Source organism: uncultured Caldilinea sp., from assembly GCF_937128415.1.
Lineage (GTDB): Bacteria > Chloroflexota > Anaerolineae > Caldilineales > Caldilineaceae > Caldilinea.
The window spans coordinates 27,693-45,000 of sequence record NZ_CAKZMJ010000007.1 but is presented as its reverse complement, the minus strand read 5'-3'; the positions used below and the strand labels follow the sequence as shown (position 1 = coordinate 45,000).

16 protein-coding genes (1 of these 16 running past the window's edge) are annotated in these 17,308 nt (G+C 63.1%); 3 read left to right on the top strand and 13 right to left on the bottom strand.

Features of this window, described 5'->3' with window-relative positions; all coding sequences use genetic code 11:
• On the top strand, positions 1 to 611 hold the 3' portion of the coding sequence (locus Q0367_RS01100) for a pyruvate, water dikinase regulatory protein (RefSeq protein WP_297640801.1). Its footprint begins 244 nt before the window's first position; 611 of the gene's 855 nt are visible here — the last part of the coding sequence; its start codon lies off the left edge, out of view; it ends in the stop codon at positions 609 to 611.
• Positions 612 to 645: 34 nt separating this feature from the next.
• On the opposite strand, the gene hflX is transcribed toward Q0367_RS01100, so the two are convergent.
• The 6 genes from hflX to Q0367_RS01070 form a co-directional block, all read right to left on the bottom strand.
• Positions 646 to 2,076, bottom strand: a complete 1,431-nt coding sequence (gene hflX, locus Q0367_RS01095; RefSeq protein ID WP_297640799.1) for a GTPase HflX — start codon at positions 2,074 to 2,076, stop codon at positions 646 to 648.
• The gene (locus Q0367_RS01090) at positions 2,073 to 2,576 is read right to left on the bottom strand and encodes a thioesterase family protein (RefSeq protein WP_297640797.1); all 504 of its coding nucleotides are present in this window, start codon (positions 2,574 to 2,576) and stop codon (positions 2,073 to 2,075) included. Before Q0367_RS01090 ends, hflX begins: the two co-directional genes overlap by 4 nt.
• Positions 2,577 to 2,706: 130 nt before the next feature.
• Entirely contained in the window at positions 2,707 to 3,846 is a 1,140-nt protein-coding gene (locus Q0367_RS01085) for a hypothetical protein (protein ID WP_297640795.1), read from the bottom strand.
• 219 nt (positions 3,847 to 4,065) lie between these two features.
• Positions 4,066 to 5,106 carry a DNA gyrase C-terminal beta-propeller domain-containing protein gene (locus tag Q0367_RS01080; protein WP_297640793.1) on the bottom strand — a complete coding sequence of 347 codons (1,041 nt, stop codon included), beginning with the start codon at positions 5,104 to 5,106 and terminating at the stop codon, positions 4,066 to 4,068.
• 28 nt (positions 5,107 to 5,134) lie between these two features.
• Complete coding sequence (locus Q0367_RS01075) at positions 5,135 to 5,335, bottom strand: RNA-binding S4 domain-containing protein (protein WP_297640791.1); 201 nt, start codon at positions 5,333 to 5,335, stop codon at positions 5,135 to 5,137.
• 6 nt (positions 5,336 to 5,341) lie between these two features.
• Positions 5,342 to 6,169 (bottom strand): ABC transporter permease, encoded by an 828-nt coding sequence (locus Q0367_RS01070; protein WP_297640789.1) that lies wholly within the window; start codon positions 6,167 to 6,169, stop codon positions 5,342 to 5,344.
• A 253-nt stretch (positions 6,170 to 6,422) separates the two neighbouring features.
• On the opposite strand from Q0367_RS01070, the gene Q0367_RS01065 reads away from it, so the two are divergent.
• Positions 6,423 to 6,776, top strand: coding sequence for a hypothetical protein (locus Q0367_RS01065; RefSeq protein ID WP_297640787.1), 354 nt, complete (start codon positions 6,423 to 6,425; stop codon positions 6,774 to 6,776).
• Between the two features lie 6 nt (positions 6,777 to 6,782).
• Here the strand turns inward: Q0367_RS01065 and Q0367_RS01060 are convergent, their stop codons facing one another.
• From Q0367_RS01060 to Q0367_RS01030, 7 genes are all read right to left on the bottom strand, one after another.
• On the bottom strand, positions 6,783 to 8,051 hold the full coding sequence (locus Q0367_RS01060) for a glycoside hydrolase family 3 protein (protein ID WP_297640786.1): 1,269 nt from the start codon (positions 8,049 to 8,051) through the stop codon (positions 6,783 to 6,785).
• The gene (locus Q0367_RS01055) at positions 8,029 to 8,421 is read right to left on the bottom strand and encodes a hypothetical protein (protein ID WP_297640784.1); all 393 of its coding nucleotides are present in this window, start codon (positions 8,419 to 8,421) and stop codon (positions 8,029 to 8,031) included. Before Q0367_RS01055 ends, Q0367_RS01060 begins: the two co-directional genes overlap by 23 nt.
• Positions 8,422 to 8,529: 108 nt before the next feature.
• A complete protein-coding gene (locus Q0367_RS01050; RefSeq protein WP_297640782.1) occupies positions 8,530 to 9,492 on the bottom strand; it encodes an SH3 domain-containing protein in 963 nt (320 codons plus the stop codon).
• Between the two features lie 158 nt (positions 9,493 to 9,650).
• Positions 9,651 to 10,316, bottom strand: a complete 666-nt coding sequence (locus Q0367_RS01045) for a ribulose-phosphate 3-epimerase (RefSeq protein ID WP_297633075.1) — start codon at positions 10,314 to 10,316, stop codon at positions 9,651 to 9,653.
• Positions 10,313 to 11,869: a ribulokinase gene (locus Q0367_RS01040; protein ID WP_297633078.1), complete on the bottom strand. Its 1,557-nt coding sequence runs from the start codon at positions 11,867 to 11,869 to the stop codon at positions 10,313 to 10,315. The genes Q0367_RS01045 and Q0367_RS01040 overlap by 4 nt, the downstream gene beginning before the upstream one ends.
• A 718-nt stretch (positions 11,870 to 12,587) precedes the next feature.
• Positions 12,588 to 12,800, bottom strand: coding sequence for a cold shock domain-containing protein (locus Q0367_RS01035; RefSeq protein WP_297633081.1), 213 nt, complete (start codon positions 12,798 to 12,800; stop codon positions 12,588 to 12,590).
• Positions 12,801 to 13,004: 204 nt separating this feature from the next.
• Complete coding sequence (locus Q0367_RS01030; RefSeq protein ID WP_297633084.1) at positions 13,005 to 13,232, bottom strand: hypothetical protein; 228 nt, start codon at positions 13,230 to 13,232, stop codon at positions 13,005 to 13,007.
• A 312-nt stretch (positions 13,233 to 13,544) separates the two neighbouring features.
• Here Q0367_RS01030 and Q0367_RS01025 point away from each other — a divergent pair, with 312 nt between their 5' ends.
• The gene (locus Q0367_RS01025) at positions 13,545 to 17,291 is read left to right on the top strand and encodes a tetratricopeptide repeat protein (protein ID WP_298980666.1); all 3,747 of its coding nucleotides are present in this window, start codon (positions 13,545 to 13,547) and stop codon (positions 17,289 to 17,291) included.
• Positions 17,292 to 17,308: the final 17 nt, after the last annotated feature.

Genomic DNA, 17,308 nt, shown 5'->3' with positions numbered 1-17,308 from the left:
GCAAATTCCGTCATCTACTTGTGACGAAAGCCGCGCACGCCGGCATCGTCACCTTCGATCTGGCCGGACCATTGGAAGAGCATCTGAGTCGCGCGCTCGACATGGAGCCGCTGCAACAGCCTGGACTGTATCATCAGATGCGCCGCGCCTATTTTGAGCGCGTCGAGGCGATCGAGTTCACCGTGGCGCACGACGACGGCAAACGCATCGAAGACCTGCCGCAGGCGGAGATCGTGCTGGTCGGCGTCTCCCGCGTCGGCAAGACGCCGCTCAGCATGTATCTCTCCATCATGGGCTGGAAGACGGCCAATGTGCCCTTTGTGCCCGGCGTTCCACCGCCGCCGGAGCTCCTGCAAATTCCCCCGCACAAAGTGATCGGCCTGACCATCGAACCGGCGCAGTTGATCGCCCATCGCCGCTACAGAGCCTCGCGCTCGGGCATCCCTGAAGAGGGATACGTCGACCGCGCTTCAGTCGTTGAAGAGCTGCGCGCCGCCAATCACTTCTTCTACAAATATGGATTTCACGTGGTGGACACGACCGATAAGCCGATCGAAACGAGCGCAGAAGAGATCATTGGCCTTGTCACACACCGAAAGGCGGCTTCCTGAAGCGGTGTGAAGCCAGAAAAAGGGGAAATTTCCTCTAAGCCGGGCTTTTGTCCACAACCTGCTTCGCCGTCCAGTAGGGGGCGAGACGGCCGATCAACTCGACGGGCAGACGGCCGACGATGTGGGTGCCATGCTCATCATGGCTCTCAGACTCGACCACTCCGTGTTCATGCATCAACGCCACCAAATCTCCGCGCTCGTAGGGAATCACCATGTCGACGGCGATCATGCGGTGGCTGAGGGCGTCGTCGATGGCCTGGAGGAGGCGATCAAGCCCTTGACCGGTGAGGGCGCTGATCGGCACGGCGTTGGGATTTTCCGCCAGCGCCTGCTCGATGCGGCGGGCGTGCTCGGGGTTGGAAAGGTCGAGGCGGTCCACCTTGTTGAGCGCCGCCACGATCGGCTTGTCGGCGGCGCCCAGGTCCTCAAGGATTTCCTCCACGGCGGCGATCTGCTCTTCCATGTTGGGATGCGAGACGTCGACGACGTGCACCAGAAGGTCCGCCTCGTTGACTTCCTCCAGCGTAGAGCGAAAAGCGGCCACCAGCGTCGGCGGCAATTTCTGGATAAAACCGACCGTGTCGGAGAAGAGCGCCAGGCGGTCGCTTGGCAGCCGCACGCGTCGCGTCGTTGGATCGAGCGTGGCAAAGAGCTGATCCTCGGCCACCACGTCGGCGTCGGCGATGGCGTTGAGCAGCGTGCTCTTGCCGGCGTTGGTGTACCCGACCAACGCAATTAACGGCAGGGCAGATTGTCGGCGCTGGCTGCGATATTGTTCGCGATGCTTGCGGATTTCGGCCAGCTCCTGCTTCAAAAAGGCGATGCGGCGATTGATCTCGCGGCGATCCACCTCCAGCTGCGTCTCGCCGGGGCCGCGCACGCCCACGCCGCCGGTCGCGCCGCCGGCGCGGCCGCCCGCCTGCCGCGCCAGGTGCGTCCAGGCGCGCGTCAGCCGCGGCAGGCGATATTCATACTGCGCCAGCTCCACCTGCACGGCGCCCTCGCGCGTGCGGGCGTGGCGGGCGAAAATGTCCAGGATCAGCGCCGTGCGATCGATGATTTTGATCTCTTCGCCGAGCGCCTTCTCCAGCTCGCGCTGCTGGCGAGGAGAGAGTTCTTCGTCGAAGATCACCATGTTGGCACCCAGCTCCGCAACGGCGGCGCGCAATTCTTCGAGTTTGCCCGCGCCGATCAGCGTGGCCGGGTTGGGCGCCTCCAGCCGCTGCGTCAATCGACCGACGACGCGTACGCCGGCCGTTTTCGCCAGCAAGGCCAGCTCATCCAGGGAATCTTCCAAGGAGAGCAAGGAGGGATGGTTCTGAAGCTCGACGCCGACCAGAATGGCGCGCTCCTCCGGCGGCGCCGTCACCACCAGGCCGGCTTCGTCGCGAATGATGCGATCTCGCCCCCGATAGTCGCTCGACAAAGGATTATGATGGGAGTGGGATGAACTTGATGAGCTCATGAACCTCCATTCTGTAGGTTAGACATTTCCAGCGCCTCGATGCGGTTGCGCATTTCGGCAGGCAACTCCGCCTTTTGCTTCGTCCGATAATTGTAACTCACGATCACCCCATCGCCTTCGGCGGCCACTCTGTCGTGACGAGCGCTCACGATCCGGAAGTGCATCGTGAAGCGATCGGAGCCGATCTCGCCGACGCGCGTGCCGACCAATACGCGATCCGGGTAAGTGAGTGGAAATTTGAATTTGCACGACGCCGAAGCCAGAATGGGGCCGACGCCGCTTTCCGCCATTGCCTCCATGAGGCCGGCGCGCTCGAAGTAAGCGATGCGCCCACTCTCGAAATAGCGAAAGTACACGATATTGTTGACGTGCTGAAACGCATCCATCTCACCCCAGGCGACAGGAATTTCAATCACCACCGGAAACTCGGCGAGCAGCGCGTGCATCAAAGGCTTTGCGTTGTCGTCTATGGGGTTTGGGGTTGCGTGTTCCGTCGGCATAAATGGGCCCACCTTATAAGCATAAAGAACGTGCGCGGTTTCGTCAACCGACGCCCAGAGGAAACGCGTGGCTTCTGAGGGACGCAATCGAGCGGATTGCATCCCTCAACGTTCAATTCGGGCGATTTCTTCAGGCCGTCACGCGCACTGCGTTCGAGCGGGCGACATCGACATCGTCCGCCGCCGACGCATCGGCGCCTGCGACGTCAGTCTTGTCGGCGCCGGAGACTTGCTTCGCCTGTTGCTGCTCCGCCTCCGCCAGCGTCCGTTCGCCGGCTTCGTAGCGAGCGCGCGCTTCGGCGAATTCCTCGTCCGACATCCCCAGCGGTTTATCAAGGTCGCCAAGCGCCTTGTGCAACCCAAACTTCAAGGTGCGCACCGCCTGTTCCAGCGGACGCTCGCTGTGCACCTCGGCAAAGGTGGAAACCGCTGCGTCCGGCGATAAAGGCGCCAGGCCGTACCGTTGCGCAAGCTGCTCTCGATGATGCGCGATCCACAGATAGAGGTCGGCCTCGGTGCGAGAAGGGAAGCTCTCCAACAACCTGTGCCGACGGATCGCCTCGACGACCGGCAGGTAGACGTTGTCGTACCAGCTCGCCACCGCCTCCTCCCAGGAGAGACGATGGTCGCTGCCTTCGCGCGCCAGGTCGAGGTTGCGCAGGTATTGATGCACCTGAATGTGGCGCAGCAAAATCTGATAACGCCCCGGCTCCGTAAACTCAATGCCGTGACCAGGGCGAATTTCATCGAGCTTCGTTTCTTTAAGGAACTCTGCGCGCTCGATCTTGATGATCCATTGATCGCGCTCGAAGTCTTCCATGTGGAGAGGCACATCGGTCGGGATTTCGGTCACATAGGCCTCGATGTGCGTCAGCCCGTTGGCGCGGGCTACGCTGACGCGGTGGTTGCCGTCGCGGACAAAGTAGACGTCGCCGATCTTGTACACTTCAATGGGTGGAAAGCCTTCCAGCGAGTTCATCACGGCGTCGACGCGCGCCCATCGCTCCGGGCTGACGCCCGCGCGCGGCAGGAAGGTGCGCGTGAAATCCCGGTAGCGCCCAACGCTGCCCACGATTTTATCCAACGGGATCATCTGTGTGCCCATCTCGATCTGCTGTCGCGATTTGATCCGTTTCGCCACCTCGTCGTAGCTCAGCAGATCGACTTTGCCGCCCGTCATCTTCGCCATCAGGTCGGCGATTTGCGCTTTGCTCACATTGCGGCGGAACTTTTCCAACGACTCATATTGAACTGCCTGTGCATCCGGCATAACCCGTTTCCTTTCCCTCCTGGGCTAAACAGCCCTCATGGCGCTTGCGATGAAAATCAATCGCCATCGCAGTCGCCTGCAAACCAGCAGATCAATTAACTCCACAAGTATAACAGAGGTTCCGCCAAAAACAAAGTGTGTTTCTGACAATAAGCTTGCAGTCGCCAGACGGAATCTGTCATAGGATTGCCGTCGGGGCGCGTCGAAGGTCTTCGCCCGTCAACCCGTTGGCGCAGGCGCGCTGACCAGGGCGACGCATTCATCTGCGCGCAGCGCCATGCAGTGGACGCCTTGCACGACGCCTTCTTTGGCGGGCGTCTCGCCGGCGCGGAAGCGAATAATCTTCCCCAGCCTCGAGATGATGAAGACGTCGCTGTCCTCTTCAACGGCTGCTGCGCCGACGACGGCGCCGGCTTTCATGGCAACCTTGCCACCGGCGCCGGGCGATTTGTTTGCGGTGAAGCCGCTCATCAGGCGGATTGTGCCTTTGCCGTCCTCACTCAGCAGAAAGACGCCTCCCTCCGGCTTTGTGGCGACGACCGAAACCACACGATCTCCCGGCTCCACGCGGATGCCCAGGCAGCCGCGCATCGGCGCCAGGCGCTCGGCGAAGCGAATCGCCAGCCCCGCGCGCGTGACAAGGAAGAGATCATCGGCGCCGCTGCTCCAGCAGGCGGCGGCTGGCGCGCCGCCCTCGCGCGGGTCGAGCAGCACGACGCCCGGCTGCAGGCTGGCGCCCATGTACTGACGGGCGATTCTCCGCACCTGGCCGCGCTCGGTGACGAGCACCAGAAAGGCGCTCTCTGCGCTCCGATCCGGCAGCACAACGGCCAGCCGTTCGTCCGGGCGCATGGGGAAACGCGCCAGCAACGATTCTCCCTTGCTGCGCACCTCTCGCTCGGGGATGTCGGCGACGGCGACGCGGAAGACCCGCCCCTGATTGGTCAACAACAGCAGCGAATCGCTTGCATCCGCCACTGCCAGGAAGGCGGGCGCATCGTTGGCCGGCGCCTCCAGGTCAAAGACGCCCATGCCGCCGCGGCGTTGACGGCTGTAAAGATGGCGCGGGGTGCGTTTGGCGAAGCCGCCGGCGCTGACCGTGATCACGTTGACGGTGGTCGGCGCTTCATCCGGCTCGAACGAGGTCTCACGGCGCTCGCCGCTTGTTTCCGCCGCCTCGAATTCGGCGAGCCGGGCTTCCAGCGCCTCGATGTAGGCAATCACTTCAGGCGACGCACCGCTCAGGTCAGGCCGTTCCATGCAAACACCTCCAGACGGATGGGCATTTTCACTCCTCTTCGCTCATCACGATCAACACTTCTCCGCCAACTTCGACGCGGTCGCCAGGGCGCAATTTGCGGCCGCGCCGCGTTTCGACCTCGCCGTTCACGCGCACTTGACCGCTCTGGATCAGCAGTTTCGCCTGCCCTCCTGTGGGCGTGATGCGGGCCAGTTTAAGGAATTGCTCCAGCTTAATCGTCTCTTCCACGTTTCGTCACTCCATGGCGCGTTGAAATGTACGTGCGCTGAACCAGATGCTCAGGACAGCGGTGGCGACCAGCACGGCCAGACACAGGAGCGGATCCAGCGCGTCGCCGCCGAAGAGCCACCTGCGCATTCCCTCCACGGCGTAGGTCGTGGGGTTGACCACCGCAACGACCCGCATCCAGACCGGCATGGCGTCGAGCGGATAGAGCGCTGAGCTGAAAAAGAGCAGCGGCAAGTTGAGGAGGAACAGGATGGTGTGGTAGCCGCCGATCGAGCGGCTGCGCAGCGCCATCGCGTTGGCGAAACCGACCATGGTCACCACAAAGGCTGTCAACACGAGCGCAGCGCCCAGCGCGCTGCCCGGCGAGGCCGCCAGCCGCGCGCCGAAGAGCAGGGTCACCAGCACGATCAAAATCGACTGCGTCACCGTCTTGACCAGGCCGCTGGCCGTCGCCGCCAGCAAAATGCTCAGCCGTGGGATCGGCGCCACCATGTATTCTTTCATGACGCCTTTGATTTTTTCCTCCAGCAGTGGCATGCCCGCGTTGATGGCGCCGCTCAGCGCCGTGAACGCAATGATGCCCGGCGCAATGAACGACAGATAATTGAGCCCGGCGATGGCCTCCGTCGTCACCAGCCTTTCCATGCCCAGCCCAAAGGTCGCAGCAAGCAGGATGGGCGCCGCCAGGGTGCCCCCCACTTCCTGGCCGTTGTGCAGAAATTTGTGCATATGTTTGGTGAAAATCACCCACGTTCCCCGCCACAGCTCGGCCCCATGCCGGTGTTTGACCGCCGAACTTGTGATCAAGGTCTCTTGTTGCAATTGATGGTGCATTCTGCGCGCTCCTGAACGGAATCAATGATTGCTTTGTCCTTACGTATAGATTTTGTCCTTACGTATAGATATAGTGTAAACGGGCGCTGCAGCTTGCGAAAAATGATCGAAACCCCCGCGCGCTCGGCGCCTCTGCTGCAAGACTTTGCCCGGTCGCCGCGCTCTTTTGAAGTGATTGCATTGGGAAGGCGCATGATATAAAGTAGATAGTGCAAGTGTGAAGCGGAAAGATCGAGCAAAGGAGGAGAAACTCATGAATGCATCATCTCGTCTCAGTTTCACCCAAATTCAGTGGGGAATCATCGTTCTGACCGTCATTACCGCGGTGATCCATATCTGGCTGGGCGCCGGCTTTTTGGATTCCGGCGGCCTGCTCTTCGTGCTCAATGGACTGGGCTATCTGGGGCTGCTGGTGCTGTTGCTTGCCCCCATCGCAGCGCTGACGCCCTATCGCACCTGGATCCGCTGGGCGCTCATCGCCTACACGGCAGTGACCGTGATCGCATGGGTTTTTATCGGAACGCGCTCGCTGATCGCCTATATCGACAAAATCGTGGAGATTGCGCTGATCGTGTTGCTCTGGCTGGATGGTCAGCGGCAACGATGATTCCCTCTACCTTTTCCACTTTGCCTTGAGCGCGTCGATGCGCCGAATGGACGCGTCGATGCGCTCAAGGCTGAGCCTGCCGTCCTGCACCGCAGTCGTCAGGACGTCGATCACGCGGCCGGCGACGTCAGGGTCGTAGGTCAGGTTGTTGCCGATGGCGATCACATCCACGCCGGCTATTACGCTCTGCACGACCGCCTCCTCGAAGCCGTAGACATGGGCGATGGCGCCCATCTGCATATCGTCGGAAACGATCACGCCGTCGAAGCCCATCTCCTCGCGTAAAAGGCCGGTGAGGATGGCGGGGGAGAGCGTCGCCACGTGGTCGGGATCGAGCCGAGCGTTGAAGACATGCGCCGTCATGATCGAGTCCACCAGCCCCTCTGCAATCAGGCGACGATATGGCTCCAGCTCTACAGCTCGCCACGCGTCGGTCACGTCGACGAAACCCAGATGCGAGTCGTCGCGGCTGCTGCCGTGGCCGGGGAAATGTTTGAGCGTGGTCGTGACGCCGTGCGCCCGGTGGCCGCGGATAAAGGCGGCCGCCTGGGCAGTCACCACATCCGGATCCGCCGAAAAACTGCGCCCCAGCGCGCCGATGATGGGGTTGTCGGGGTTGAGGTTGAGATCGACGACCGGCGCAAAGTTATGGTTGACGCCGACCGATCTGAGCGTGCGCGCCATCTGCTCGGCGACGGCGTAGGTGAACGCCGGATCGTTGCGCTCTCCCAGGGCCTGGGCGGAGAGCGTCGACGGGAAGCCATGGCGTTCATCGAGGCGGGCGACGAGGCCGCCCTCCTGATCGACGGCGACGATCAACGGCGTTTCGGCCATCGCCTGCAGTTCGGCGGTGAGTGCGGCGACCTGCTGTGGGGATTCGACGTTGCGCAGGGGGCTTTGCAGCGCCGCGTCGTAGCTGAACAAAATCACGCCGCCGAGGCCGCGTTCGCGCACATCGGCCACAATCGGGTTGGCGGAATCGAGCCTCAGCCCGCGGAAGCCGACGAGCACCATCTGCGCCAGCTTGCGCCGCAGCGTCCTTTCCTCTGGAACCGGAGGCGCGGCGGTGGGCGTTGGACTTTCGGGCGAAGCGGTTGTAGTCGGCGGCGCAGGCTTCGGTTGTTGAGGAGAGGGCGCCTCCTGTCTACAGCCCCCTGCAAGGCTCCAGGCAAGGACTGCGCCCGCAGCTAAGACCTGCCGGCGCGTCCAGGTGCGACGATGCGCGCATCTGTTGTGCGCGGCGGAAAGAAATTCACCCACCGATGATCGGATCATCCACCACCGGCAGATCCCAGTGGGCCAGCAGAATCTCGAAGCGGCGGCGCTCCTCGCGTTGGAAAGTCTCCTGGTCGGGGTACAGCTCGCGTTTGATCGCCGCCTCACCCTCCGGCGGTTCGTGCGCAGCCAGCACGTTCTTAAAGACGATGGTGACGCGGTAGTCCCAGCGCCCATCCTCGGTCGTGTGATAGCGCGGCCGCGTGCAGGTGACGGAGAGGAAGCGTCCACGCTCCACCTGCTTCAACAGCACGGGCAGGTGGTTCTTCTTGAAGAGTTCAATAAACTCTTCGGCGTGCCCCCACTTCGCCTTGTAGTAGTATTCGATCACATAGGGTTTGTTGAGCAAATCCTGGGCATGATCCGACATTTTTCCATCCATCTCCCTTGTCTCAAACGCTGCAATCCGCCGCTCCGAGCGGCGCCTACGGAATCATGATGGTTTCTCGTAGGTGCGGCTGCAAGCCGCACACCCCTCTCAACCTCCTTGACACGGCGGGCAATTGGCGAAGTCTGGGCGATCGCATAGCCAAGGGTCAACCAATTCATCTGGGACGGGGCAGCGGTCATCTTCACCACCTCCACCATCTCCCCCGCCACCTCCGCCGGAGGAGCCGCCGCCAGGAGGCGCCGGAGACCGCGGACAGGGCGGGCCGACGTCGATCGGCGCACTGGCGTCGGAGACCCATCCGGCGAACTGGCCGTTGACGCGATAGGCGATGCGCGCGACGGCGATAGCGTCGCACTGCACGCGGAAGGGTTCGGCCTGCCAGACGAAGAAAGGGCCGTCGCGGGTCACCTGCCCGGGTTCGGCCACGAAGACGCGATAGGGCAAGGTCTCGCCCTTGAAAAAGAGCAGCAGGTCAAAGTACCAATCCAGGCCGCGCAGGCGCCCCTGATCGCCGTACCACTGCCAGCGGAAGACGCCGCTGTTGAAGTCGACCAGGTCGGGCGCTTCCACCTGAATGGATTCAGCCGGGTATGCAGGCGTTGGGGGAGGCGGCGGCGCCGGTCGAGCAGGCTGTGCAGGCTGCGTTGCAGGGCGAGGCGTCGGCGGCGGCGCCGGGGGCTGAGGCGCCGGCTGCCCATCGAGCTGCACGAAGCCGGCGTTCACCCACGCCAGGCCCACCGGCGCAGCAGGGTAGCGGATCAGATACCAGCCGCCGCTGCGTCCGACCACGGCCACGCGCGCGCCTGTATCGAGCTTGCCCAGGATGCGTCCGTTGACGCTCGGTGCATCGCGCACGTTGAGCCGAGGAGACGCAATCACCGTGCCGCCGAAGACGAGAAAACCAGATGGGCTGGGGGCGGCGGGACCCACGCCTTGCTGAAGGGCGGGGGTGGCGGTCGCAGGCGCAGCCGGTGCAGTCGCCAGCAGCAGGGCGGCGACCAGCGCCAAGGCGGCAAAATGAACGTAGCGATGGGAGAGCAGTCGAGCCATAGCTTGTTTCTCCTTCCCCCTCAAACGGGTTCCTTCGGATGCACCGCGTTGATTATTTGAGAAGCACAAATGTACCATACCACCGAAGCAACGCACTCGCCAAATGGGAGAGGACGATCAGCGGGTGCTCGACTGCGCCGCCGGCTCCGTCCGATTCTTCAGCGACGGAGGGCCATCGACGTCGTTGCAGCGTTGCGCAGCGCCTGCACCGAGGCTGCGATATCCCCCGCAAACGCAGCGCTGCCCACCGCAAAGAAGTCTGCGCCGGCGGCGACGCACTCGCCGATGGTCGTCAGGTTGACGCCGCCGTCCACGCCGATGGCGAAATGCAGCCTCTGCGCGCGGCGCTGTGCGTGCAGCCAGCGCACCTTGTCAAGCACGCTTGCATCGAAGGGCTGCCCGCCGAAGCCCGGCTCCACCGCCATCACCAGCAGCAGATCGACCTGGGGCAGAACGGACGCCAACGCCTCGACGCTGCGGCTGCGGTTGACGCCTACGCCGACCTGACAGCCCAACCTGCGCACCGCTGCAACGGTCGCCGCCAGGTCGGGTGTCGTATCCTCCTGGACGATGATCATCTCCGCCGCCGCGAAGAGAGAGAGGACGTCATCCGGGTTGCTGACCTCCAGATGTGCGTGCAACGGCAGCCTCGTCACCCGGCGCAGATCGGCCAACGTCTTGGGGCTGAAGGCGTAATTGGCCACGTAGTGCCCATCCATGACGTCGACGTGCAGCGAGTCTGCGCCGCCTGCTTCGGCGGCGCGCACGGCTGCGGCCAGGTGGGCGGTGTCGGCGGCGAGGATGGAAGGGCTGATGTGAATCATCGCGCGCGCCTCGCCACGTGTCGCGTGGTCTCCTGGATCAAATCCTGGATGCGCCCGTAGGTGGCGATGTACTGATCGACATAGAAGCGATATTCTTCGTGCGCATCGGCGTTGGGCTCGATGCGGTCGCGTACATGCACCATCTGCCGCGTTGCATCAGGCACGCCGGGGAAGAGATTGGCTGCGACGGCGCCGAGGATCGCCGATCCCAGCGTGGGCGCGTCGGCGACTTCGGTCAACGTGATCGGCGTGTTGCTGACGTCGGCGTGCATCTGCATCCACAGCCTGCTTTTGGTCGGGCCGCCGGCCGCCACCACTTCCTTCACCTCGAAGCCGTTGGCGTGCATAGTGCGCAGGATGTGCTCTGTGCCGTAGCAGATGCCTTCCAGGATGGCGCGAAAGACATGGCCGGTGGTGTGTCGCAGCGAGAAGCCGCGCATGACCCCGCGCGCCTCTGGATCGACGTAGGGCGTGCGGTTGCCCTGCCAGTAGTCGAGCACAATCAGGCCGTCCGAGCCGATGGGAACTTGCGCCGCCAGCTCGTTCAGCACGGTGTAGACGTCCACTCCGCGCTGAGCGGCGAGCGTCGCCTCCTTGCCACAGAAATTGTCGCGGAACCACTTCACCACCGAACCGGTCGAAACCTGGCCGCCCTCCACCGTGTACTGGCCGGGCATGACGGCGTCGGTGTAAGCGCCGAAGATGCCTTTGGCGTGAAACTGCGTGGCGCTCTGTCCGAGGATCAGGTGAGACGAGCCGGTGATAAAGGCCGCTTTGCCCGGCGCCACCACGTCCAGGCCGAGCATCGCCACATAGGCGTCGGCGCCGCCTTCCGCCACCGGGATGCCGGGCTTCAGCCCCAGTTCGGCGGCGACGTCGGCGCGCAGCGCGCCGGCCACCTGGCCCATGTCGAGAATGCGCTGGGGAAAGCGTTCGATCACGTCGCCCAGCCCGATCTTTTCATAAAAGCTGACCGGCCAGCCGCCGGCGTTGCGGTCATAGTACCAGCGAATGCTCACATTGTTGATGCTGCCCACCCACTCGCCGGTGAGCCGATGCGTCAACCAGTCGATAAATTCGCCTACGTAGCGCGCCCTGGCCCACGTCTCCGGCTCATTTTCTTTGAGCCAGAGCGCCTTGCAGGGCATCCATTCGGCGGAGACGTTGCCGAAGCCGTTGTACTTGCGCGCAGGGTCGTCGATTTGCGCGATGCGGTTGGCCTGATCCGCCGCGCGCACGTCCATCCAGATGATGGCGGGCCGCAGCGGCGTAAAGGCTTCGTCCATCAGCACGACGGTGCAGCTCGTGCAATCTGCGCCGAGGCCGACGATGGCGTCGCCGGGCGCATTGCTCTGGGCCAGCGCGCGTCGCGTGGCGGCGACAAAAGCCTGCCACCATTCATCCGGCTTCTGCTCCGCCCACCCGGGATGGGGATGGTAGAGCGGATATGGCTCCGAAGCAAAGGTGAGCGGGCGGCCGTTCAGGTCAAAGATGCCGACGCGCACGCTCTCCGTGCCGAAATCGACGCCAAGCACATAGGGACCTTGAGTCATAACGCCTCCAGAATTGTTGTGTGAAAGTTTGTGCAGGTGCATGGAAAAGTTGCAGGTAAGTATACCATGGTTGGCTCACTGCGCGCCATGATTGGGTTGTCGTAGGTAGGGCCTCTGGCCGGGCAGCGGGTGGATCGGAATGCGGCGTTGGACGGATCGAGATGTCACGCCGGAGGCGTGACGCGGGAGCATTGCATGTCGGTTTATCCACTCCCGATGCCGGGAGAGGGGGCAGGGGGTGAGGGCTTGCTCTCTCACCGGTTTCCGGGCCTGTCGAGGACGTGCGGCTGGGAGCCGCACCTACGAAAAACCATCCTCACTCCGTAGGCGCCGCTCGTAGCGGCGCCGCCTCGGTTCACCAAATCCCCGGCGCTCCGTCCTCCCCCTCTCCCAGCATTGGGAGAGGGGGCCGGGGGGTGAGGGCCTTCCCCACCGGCGCATGGGCCTGCTGAGGATGTGCGGCTGGGAGCCGCACCTACGAAAAACCATCCTCACTTCGTAGGCGCTGCTCGTAGCGGCGCTGCCTCGGTTCACCAAATCCCCGGCGCTCCGTCCTCCCCCTCTCCCAGCATTGGGAGAGGGGGCCGGGGGGTGAGGGCCTCGCGATCTTGCCGCTATACTCCCAGGCCAATAAAAGAAGGACCGGGGTTTCACCGGTCCTTCTTTCCAGAGCGCTGTTTAGGGGCGCTCAGTGGGTTCGATATAGCGAGACGCTAGATCAAATCTTCTGCACGTTGGCGGCGGAGGGGCCTTTGGGGCCGTTCTCGATCGAGAACTCGACCTTATCGCCTTCGGCCAGGGTGCGGAACCCGTTGGAGATGATCGCCGTCTGATGCACGAAGACATCTTTGCGGCCGGAGTCCGGCGTGATAAAGCCGTAGCCTTTTTGGTCGCTGAACCACTTGACGGTGCCTTTTTCGCGAGTTGCCATTTGGAGACTTCCTTTCTTCCAAAAACAAAAATGTTGATAGTGCTATGAAATGTGGTCGTTTCCAACGGCAAAACAATAAGCCGCTCAAACGTAAGGTCTGAGCGGCTGACTTTCACTCGCTGACTGACTTACATTCTAGCGTAGTGAAGCATATCGTGCTTTGGCGAAGCTGTCAAATTCGGAAAGGTGCGCAATCCATTTATTTCACGCGCTGTTCAGCATTGTCCACAAACTGGCGAACAGTTCGCTCACGCTGGCGTAATGCGTCGGCGCGCCGCCATTGCAATCGATCGTCGTCGCGCGCCAGGGCGCAGTTTCGTTCTCTCGCCAGAAGCGCACCATCACGGTGCGATAGTTGCGCCGGTAAGCGCGTTCTGCATAGGCGGCGCTGAGATAAGCGGGAGGTTGGGGGTTTTCTATTGCGTTATTCATGGTCGTCCCTTTCCGTCGAAATGATGATCTGGCCGCAATGCGCAAAGCTGTATAATCGATGAAGCGAATGTCCGCCAGCAATGATGCACGATGTCCGTTAGCAACGCGTTAGCGCATGCGTCGTCCGCCGCCTTTGGAAGCGGAGGCGATGGGCGTGCTTAGCCCTCTCCCTCGGCCCGCCGCTTGTGTCTGGGCCTGCTGTTTTGATCGCTGCTTTCGACAAGACTGTATCATTATGGAGGATCGGGTTTCTGAGTCTCCACGGACAAATTGGTGAAATTTGGCTGACTGCATTTGACGCATGATGGATCGATGACAATGCTTACGCTTCATCTTTTTGGCGGATTCGAGGCGCGGCTCGCCGATCGGCCGTTGCAGGGGTTTCGCTCTGTGAAAAACGAGGCGCTGCTCGCCTACCTGGCGCTGGCGGCGAACCGTCCTCACTCTCGCGCGGCGCTGGCCGGGCTGTTGTGGCCGGAGGAGCCGGAGGACGCCGCGCGACGCAATCTGCGCCAGGCGCTGTTTCAGTTGCGCCGTGTGTTGGGGCCTGCCGGCTCGGCGTTGATTGCCGATCAGAACACGGTGCGTTTTGAAGACGCCGGCGTCTGGACGGACGCTGCGGCGTTCACCCATCTGCTGCACACCTGCGGCCATCATGAACACGCCAGACCGGACCATTGCGCCGCCTGCATGATGCGCTACGCCGAAGCGGTTGCGCTCTATCGGGGCGAGTTCTTGCAGGGGCTTTTTGTCGATGACAGCCCTGCGCTCGAAGAATGGCTTCTCATGCAGCGCGAATGGTTTCACGCTCGCTGCATGGAGATGCTCGACGCGCTCGCCGCATGGCATGAGGCCGGCGGTGCGTTTCAGGTCGCTCACCGCTACGCCCAACGGCAGATCGAGCTCGACCCACTGCGCAAAGAGGCGCACCGTCGCGCCATGCGCGCGCTGGCATTGGCAGGACAACGCAGCGCCGCTCTGGCTGCCTACGAAGCCTGTTGGCGACTGTTGGAGAGGGAGCTGGGCGCGCCCCCTTCTCCGGAGACGGAGGCGCTGGCTGTGCAGATTCGCGATGGGACGCTGACGGCAACCGCAATCGCCCCTGCACCGCGCCGCGTCGCCGCCCCACTTCACAATCTTCCCCCGCTCTCGACGAATTTGATCGGTCGCGAAGACGAACTGACGCAGCTTCGACAATGGCTGCTCGATGCGGCGCGACGGCTCATCACGCTGACCGGACCAGGCGGCGTCGGCAAAACGCAGCTTTCTCTGGCTGCAGCTACAGAGATGCGCGGAGCCTTCGCCGACGGTGTATGGTTTGTTTCGCTGGCGGGCGTGGACGAGCCGGATGCGTTGGTGACCGCTGTTGGACGCGAGATGGGGCTGAACATCCAACCGACGCCGGAGCCGTGGCAGCAGTTGATCGACTTCCTCGCCCCGCGCGAGGCTTTGCTCATCCTGGATAACTTTGAACACCTGTTGTCGTCGGCGCCTCTGTTGAGCGACTTGCTCGCCAAAGCCCCACAGCTCAAGGTGCTGGTCACCTCACGCGCGCGGCTGAATCTGCAGGCGGAGCATGTGTTGTCGCTCTCCGGGCTGGCGTGGCCGGAAGAAGAACCCGCTCCGTCGCCTGAAGCGCTGCGACAGTGGAGCGCCGCGCAGTTGTTTCTCGAATGCGCGCAGCGCATCGACCCGCATTTTGCGGCGGACGCCTCCAACGCATCCGCCATCGTCGCCATCTGTCGTCTGGTCAATGGGATGCCTCTCGCCCTCGAGCTGGCGGCAGGCTGGGTGGAGATGTACACCTGCGAGGAGATCGCCCGGGCGATTCGCTCCAACCTGGATTTTCTCGCCACCGATAGGAGCGATGCGCCTGCGCGTCAGCGCAGCGTGCGCGCCGCCTTCGACTATTCGTGGCGTCTTCTTCAACCTGCGGAGCAGCGCATGCTCGTCCAGTTGTCGGTCTTCCGAGGGGAATTCGGTCGCGAGGCGGCGCTGGCGATCACAGGGGCGCCGTTGACGACGCTGACGGCATTGGTGCGTCAGTCGCTGCTCCAGGTTGTGAAGTCAGGGCGTTTTGTGATGCACGAACTGCTGCGCCAGTTCGCCGGCGATCAGGCGGTTCGTCTTGCCGATGAAGGGCTTCTATTGGCGGTGGAAGAGGCGCACGTCCGCCATGCGCATTTCTACCTCCAGCAGCTGGCTGCGCATGCAAAGGCTCTGGTTGGGACGACGCCTCAGTTCAGCGCAGCCGCCATCGCCGCCGATCTGGACAATATTCGCGCCGCATGGCGTTGGGCGGTCGAACATGGCGAAGAGGCGCTGCTGGCGCGCGCCTTGGACGGGCTGGCGCGTTTTTACGAGATCCGGGGGTTGCATCAGGAAGCGGCGCAGCGGTTCAGAGAGGCCATCGATGCGGTTCAAAGCGAGCGACTGCGCGCTGCATTGCAGATCGAACAGGCGCGTGCGTGCATCACGCTGGCGCGCTACGACGACGCCGTTGCGGCCAGCCGCGCCGCGCTGGAGCGCGCGCGGCGGATGGACGATCCAGGGCTGGCCGCCGCTGCGCTGCTGCAGTTGGGGATCGCCGCCAACGTCATGGGCGACGCCCACGAGGCGGAGCAATATCTTGAAAATGCGTTGCCCCTCGCCCACGCAGCGAAAGACGAGCCGTTGATCGCCGAAATTCTGGCCGCCCAGGCGCCGGTGCGCGCCTATTTAGGCCAGGACGGCAGCCCTCTGCTGCATGAAGCGTTGGCTATTTATCGCAAATTGGGCAATCGTCGCCGCGAGGGGCTGACGCTCAACGACCTCGCCATGGTCGCCACGCGCACGCATGACTGGGACGCCTGCATCCGCTACGCCTCCGCTGCATTGGAGGTGGCCCACGTCCTGGGTGAGCCGCGGTTTGAATCGATGACGTTGAACATCCTCGCTGCCGCGCATGCGGAACGCGGGGACTACGCCGAGTCGGATCGGGCGTTGTTGCGCTCCGTGCACCTGGCGCGGGCGATCGGCTATCAGATCGGCGAGGTCAATGCCCTCAACAGCCTGGGGCTGAACCATCTGGATCGGCATGAACGTCGCCAGGCGAGAGAGTACTTTGAGCAGGCGCTGGCCATCGCGCGACGCACGAACTATCGCCGCGGCATCGGCGTGTTGTTGGCCAATTTGGGCAACCTGGCCTGCGACGAGGAAGAGTACGCCCGTTCGGAGACGCTTCAGTGCGAGGCGCTTGAAATTGCCCGCGCGGCGGAAGACCGCTATTTCATCGCGTTGCGCCTCAGCAGCCTGGGCGAAGTTCGGCGCTGGCAAGGCGATTATGCCGGCGCGCTGCGATGTTTTGTAGAAGCCGCCGACCTGGCCGCTGCGCTCGGCGCCTCCAGCATCGAAGCCAAGGCGCGCGCGGACGTCGGGCTGCTCTATGCACTGTTCGGCGACGACGCCCGCTGCGAACAGGCGCTGAACCGCTCCCTGTGGCTGGCGCGTCGCGCCCAGTCGTTGGGAAGCGAATATCGAGCGGAGGCGGCGCTGGCCTGGCTCGCCTTTGGGAAGGAGGATCCAGAGGGCGCTGTCACGACGTTGCGCAGCGTCGCAGAACGGGCGCGCACCGCAGAGCAGAAAGCGGCGGAAGCGCAGGCGTTGACTGCGCTGGGCGCAGCGCTGATCGAGCTAGGGAAACCTGAGGAAGCCGAAGCGGCGCTAGAACGCAGCCTTGCGCTGCGGCAGGCGTTGCCGGGCAGGCTCATGACGCTGGCGCCGTTGGCGCATCTGGTCGATCTCAAATATCGCAACGCCAGGCTGCGCGAGGCGATGCGTTTTCTGGAAGAGATGTTGCTGATCTTGGGAGATCATCTCGTCGGCGGCGTGGACGATCCGCTCGTGGTGTACGTCATCGGAGGGAAGGTGTTGCAGGCTGTCGGCGACGCCCGCGGGGCTTCGTTTCTCCACCGCGGGCGTCAGCATCTGCTCGAACAGGCGAGCGTTTTTCCCGGAACAAAGCTCCAGGAGCGTGTGCAAGCGCTGTTGGGCGATTCGTCGCCCCTCGACTTTTGCTGACGCACGGTCAGCTTTTC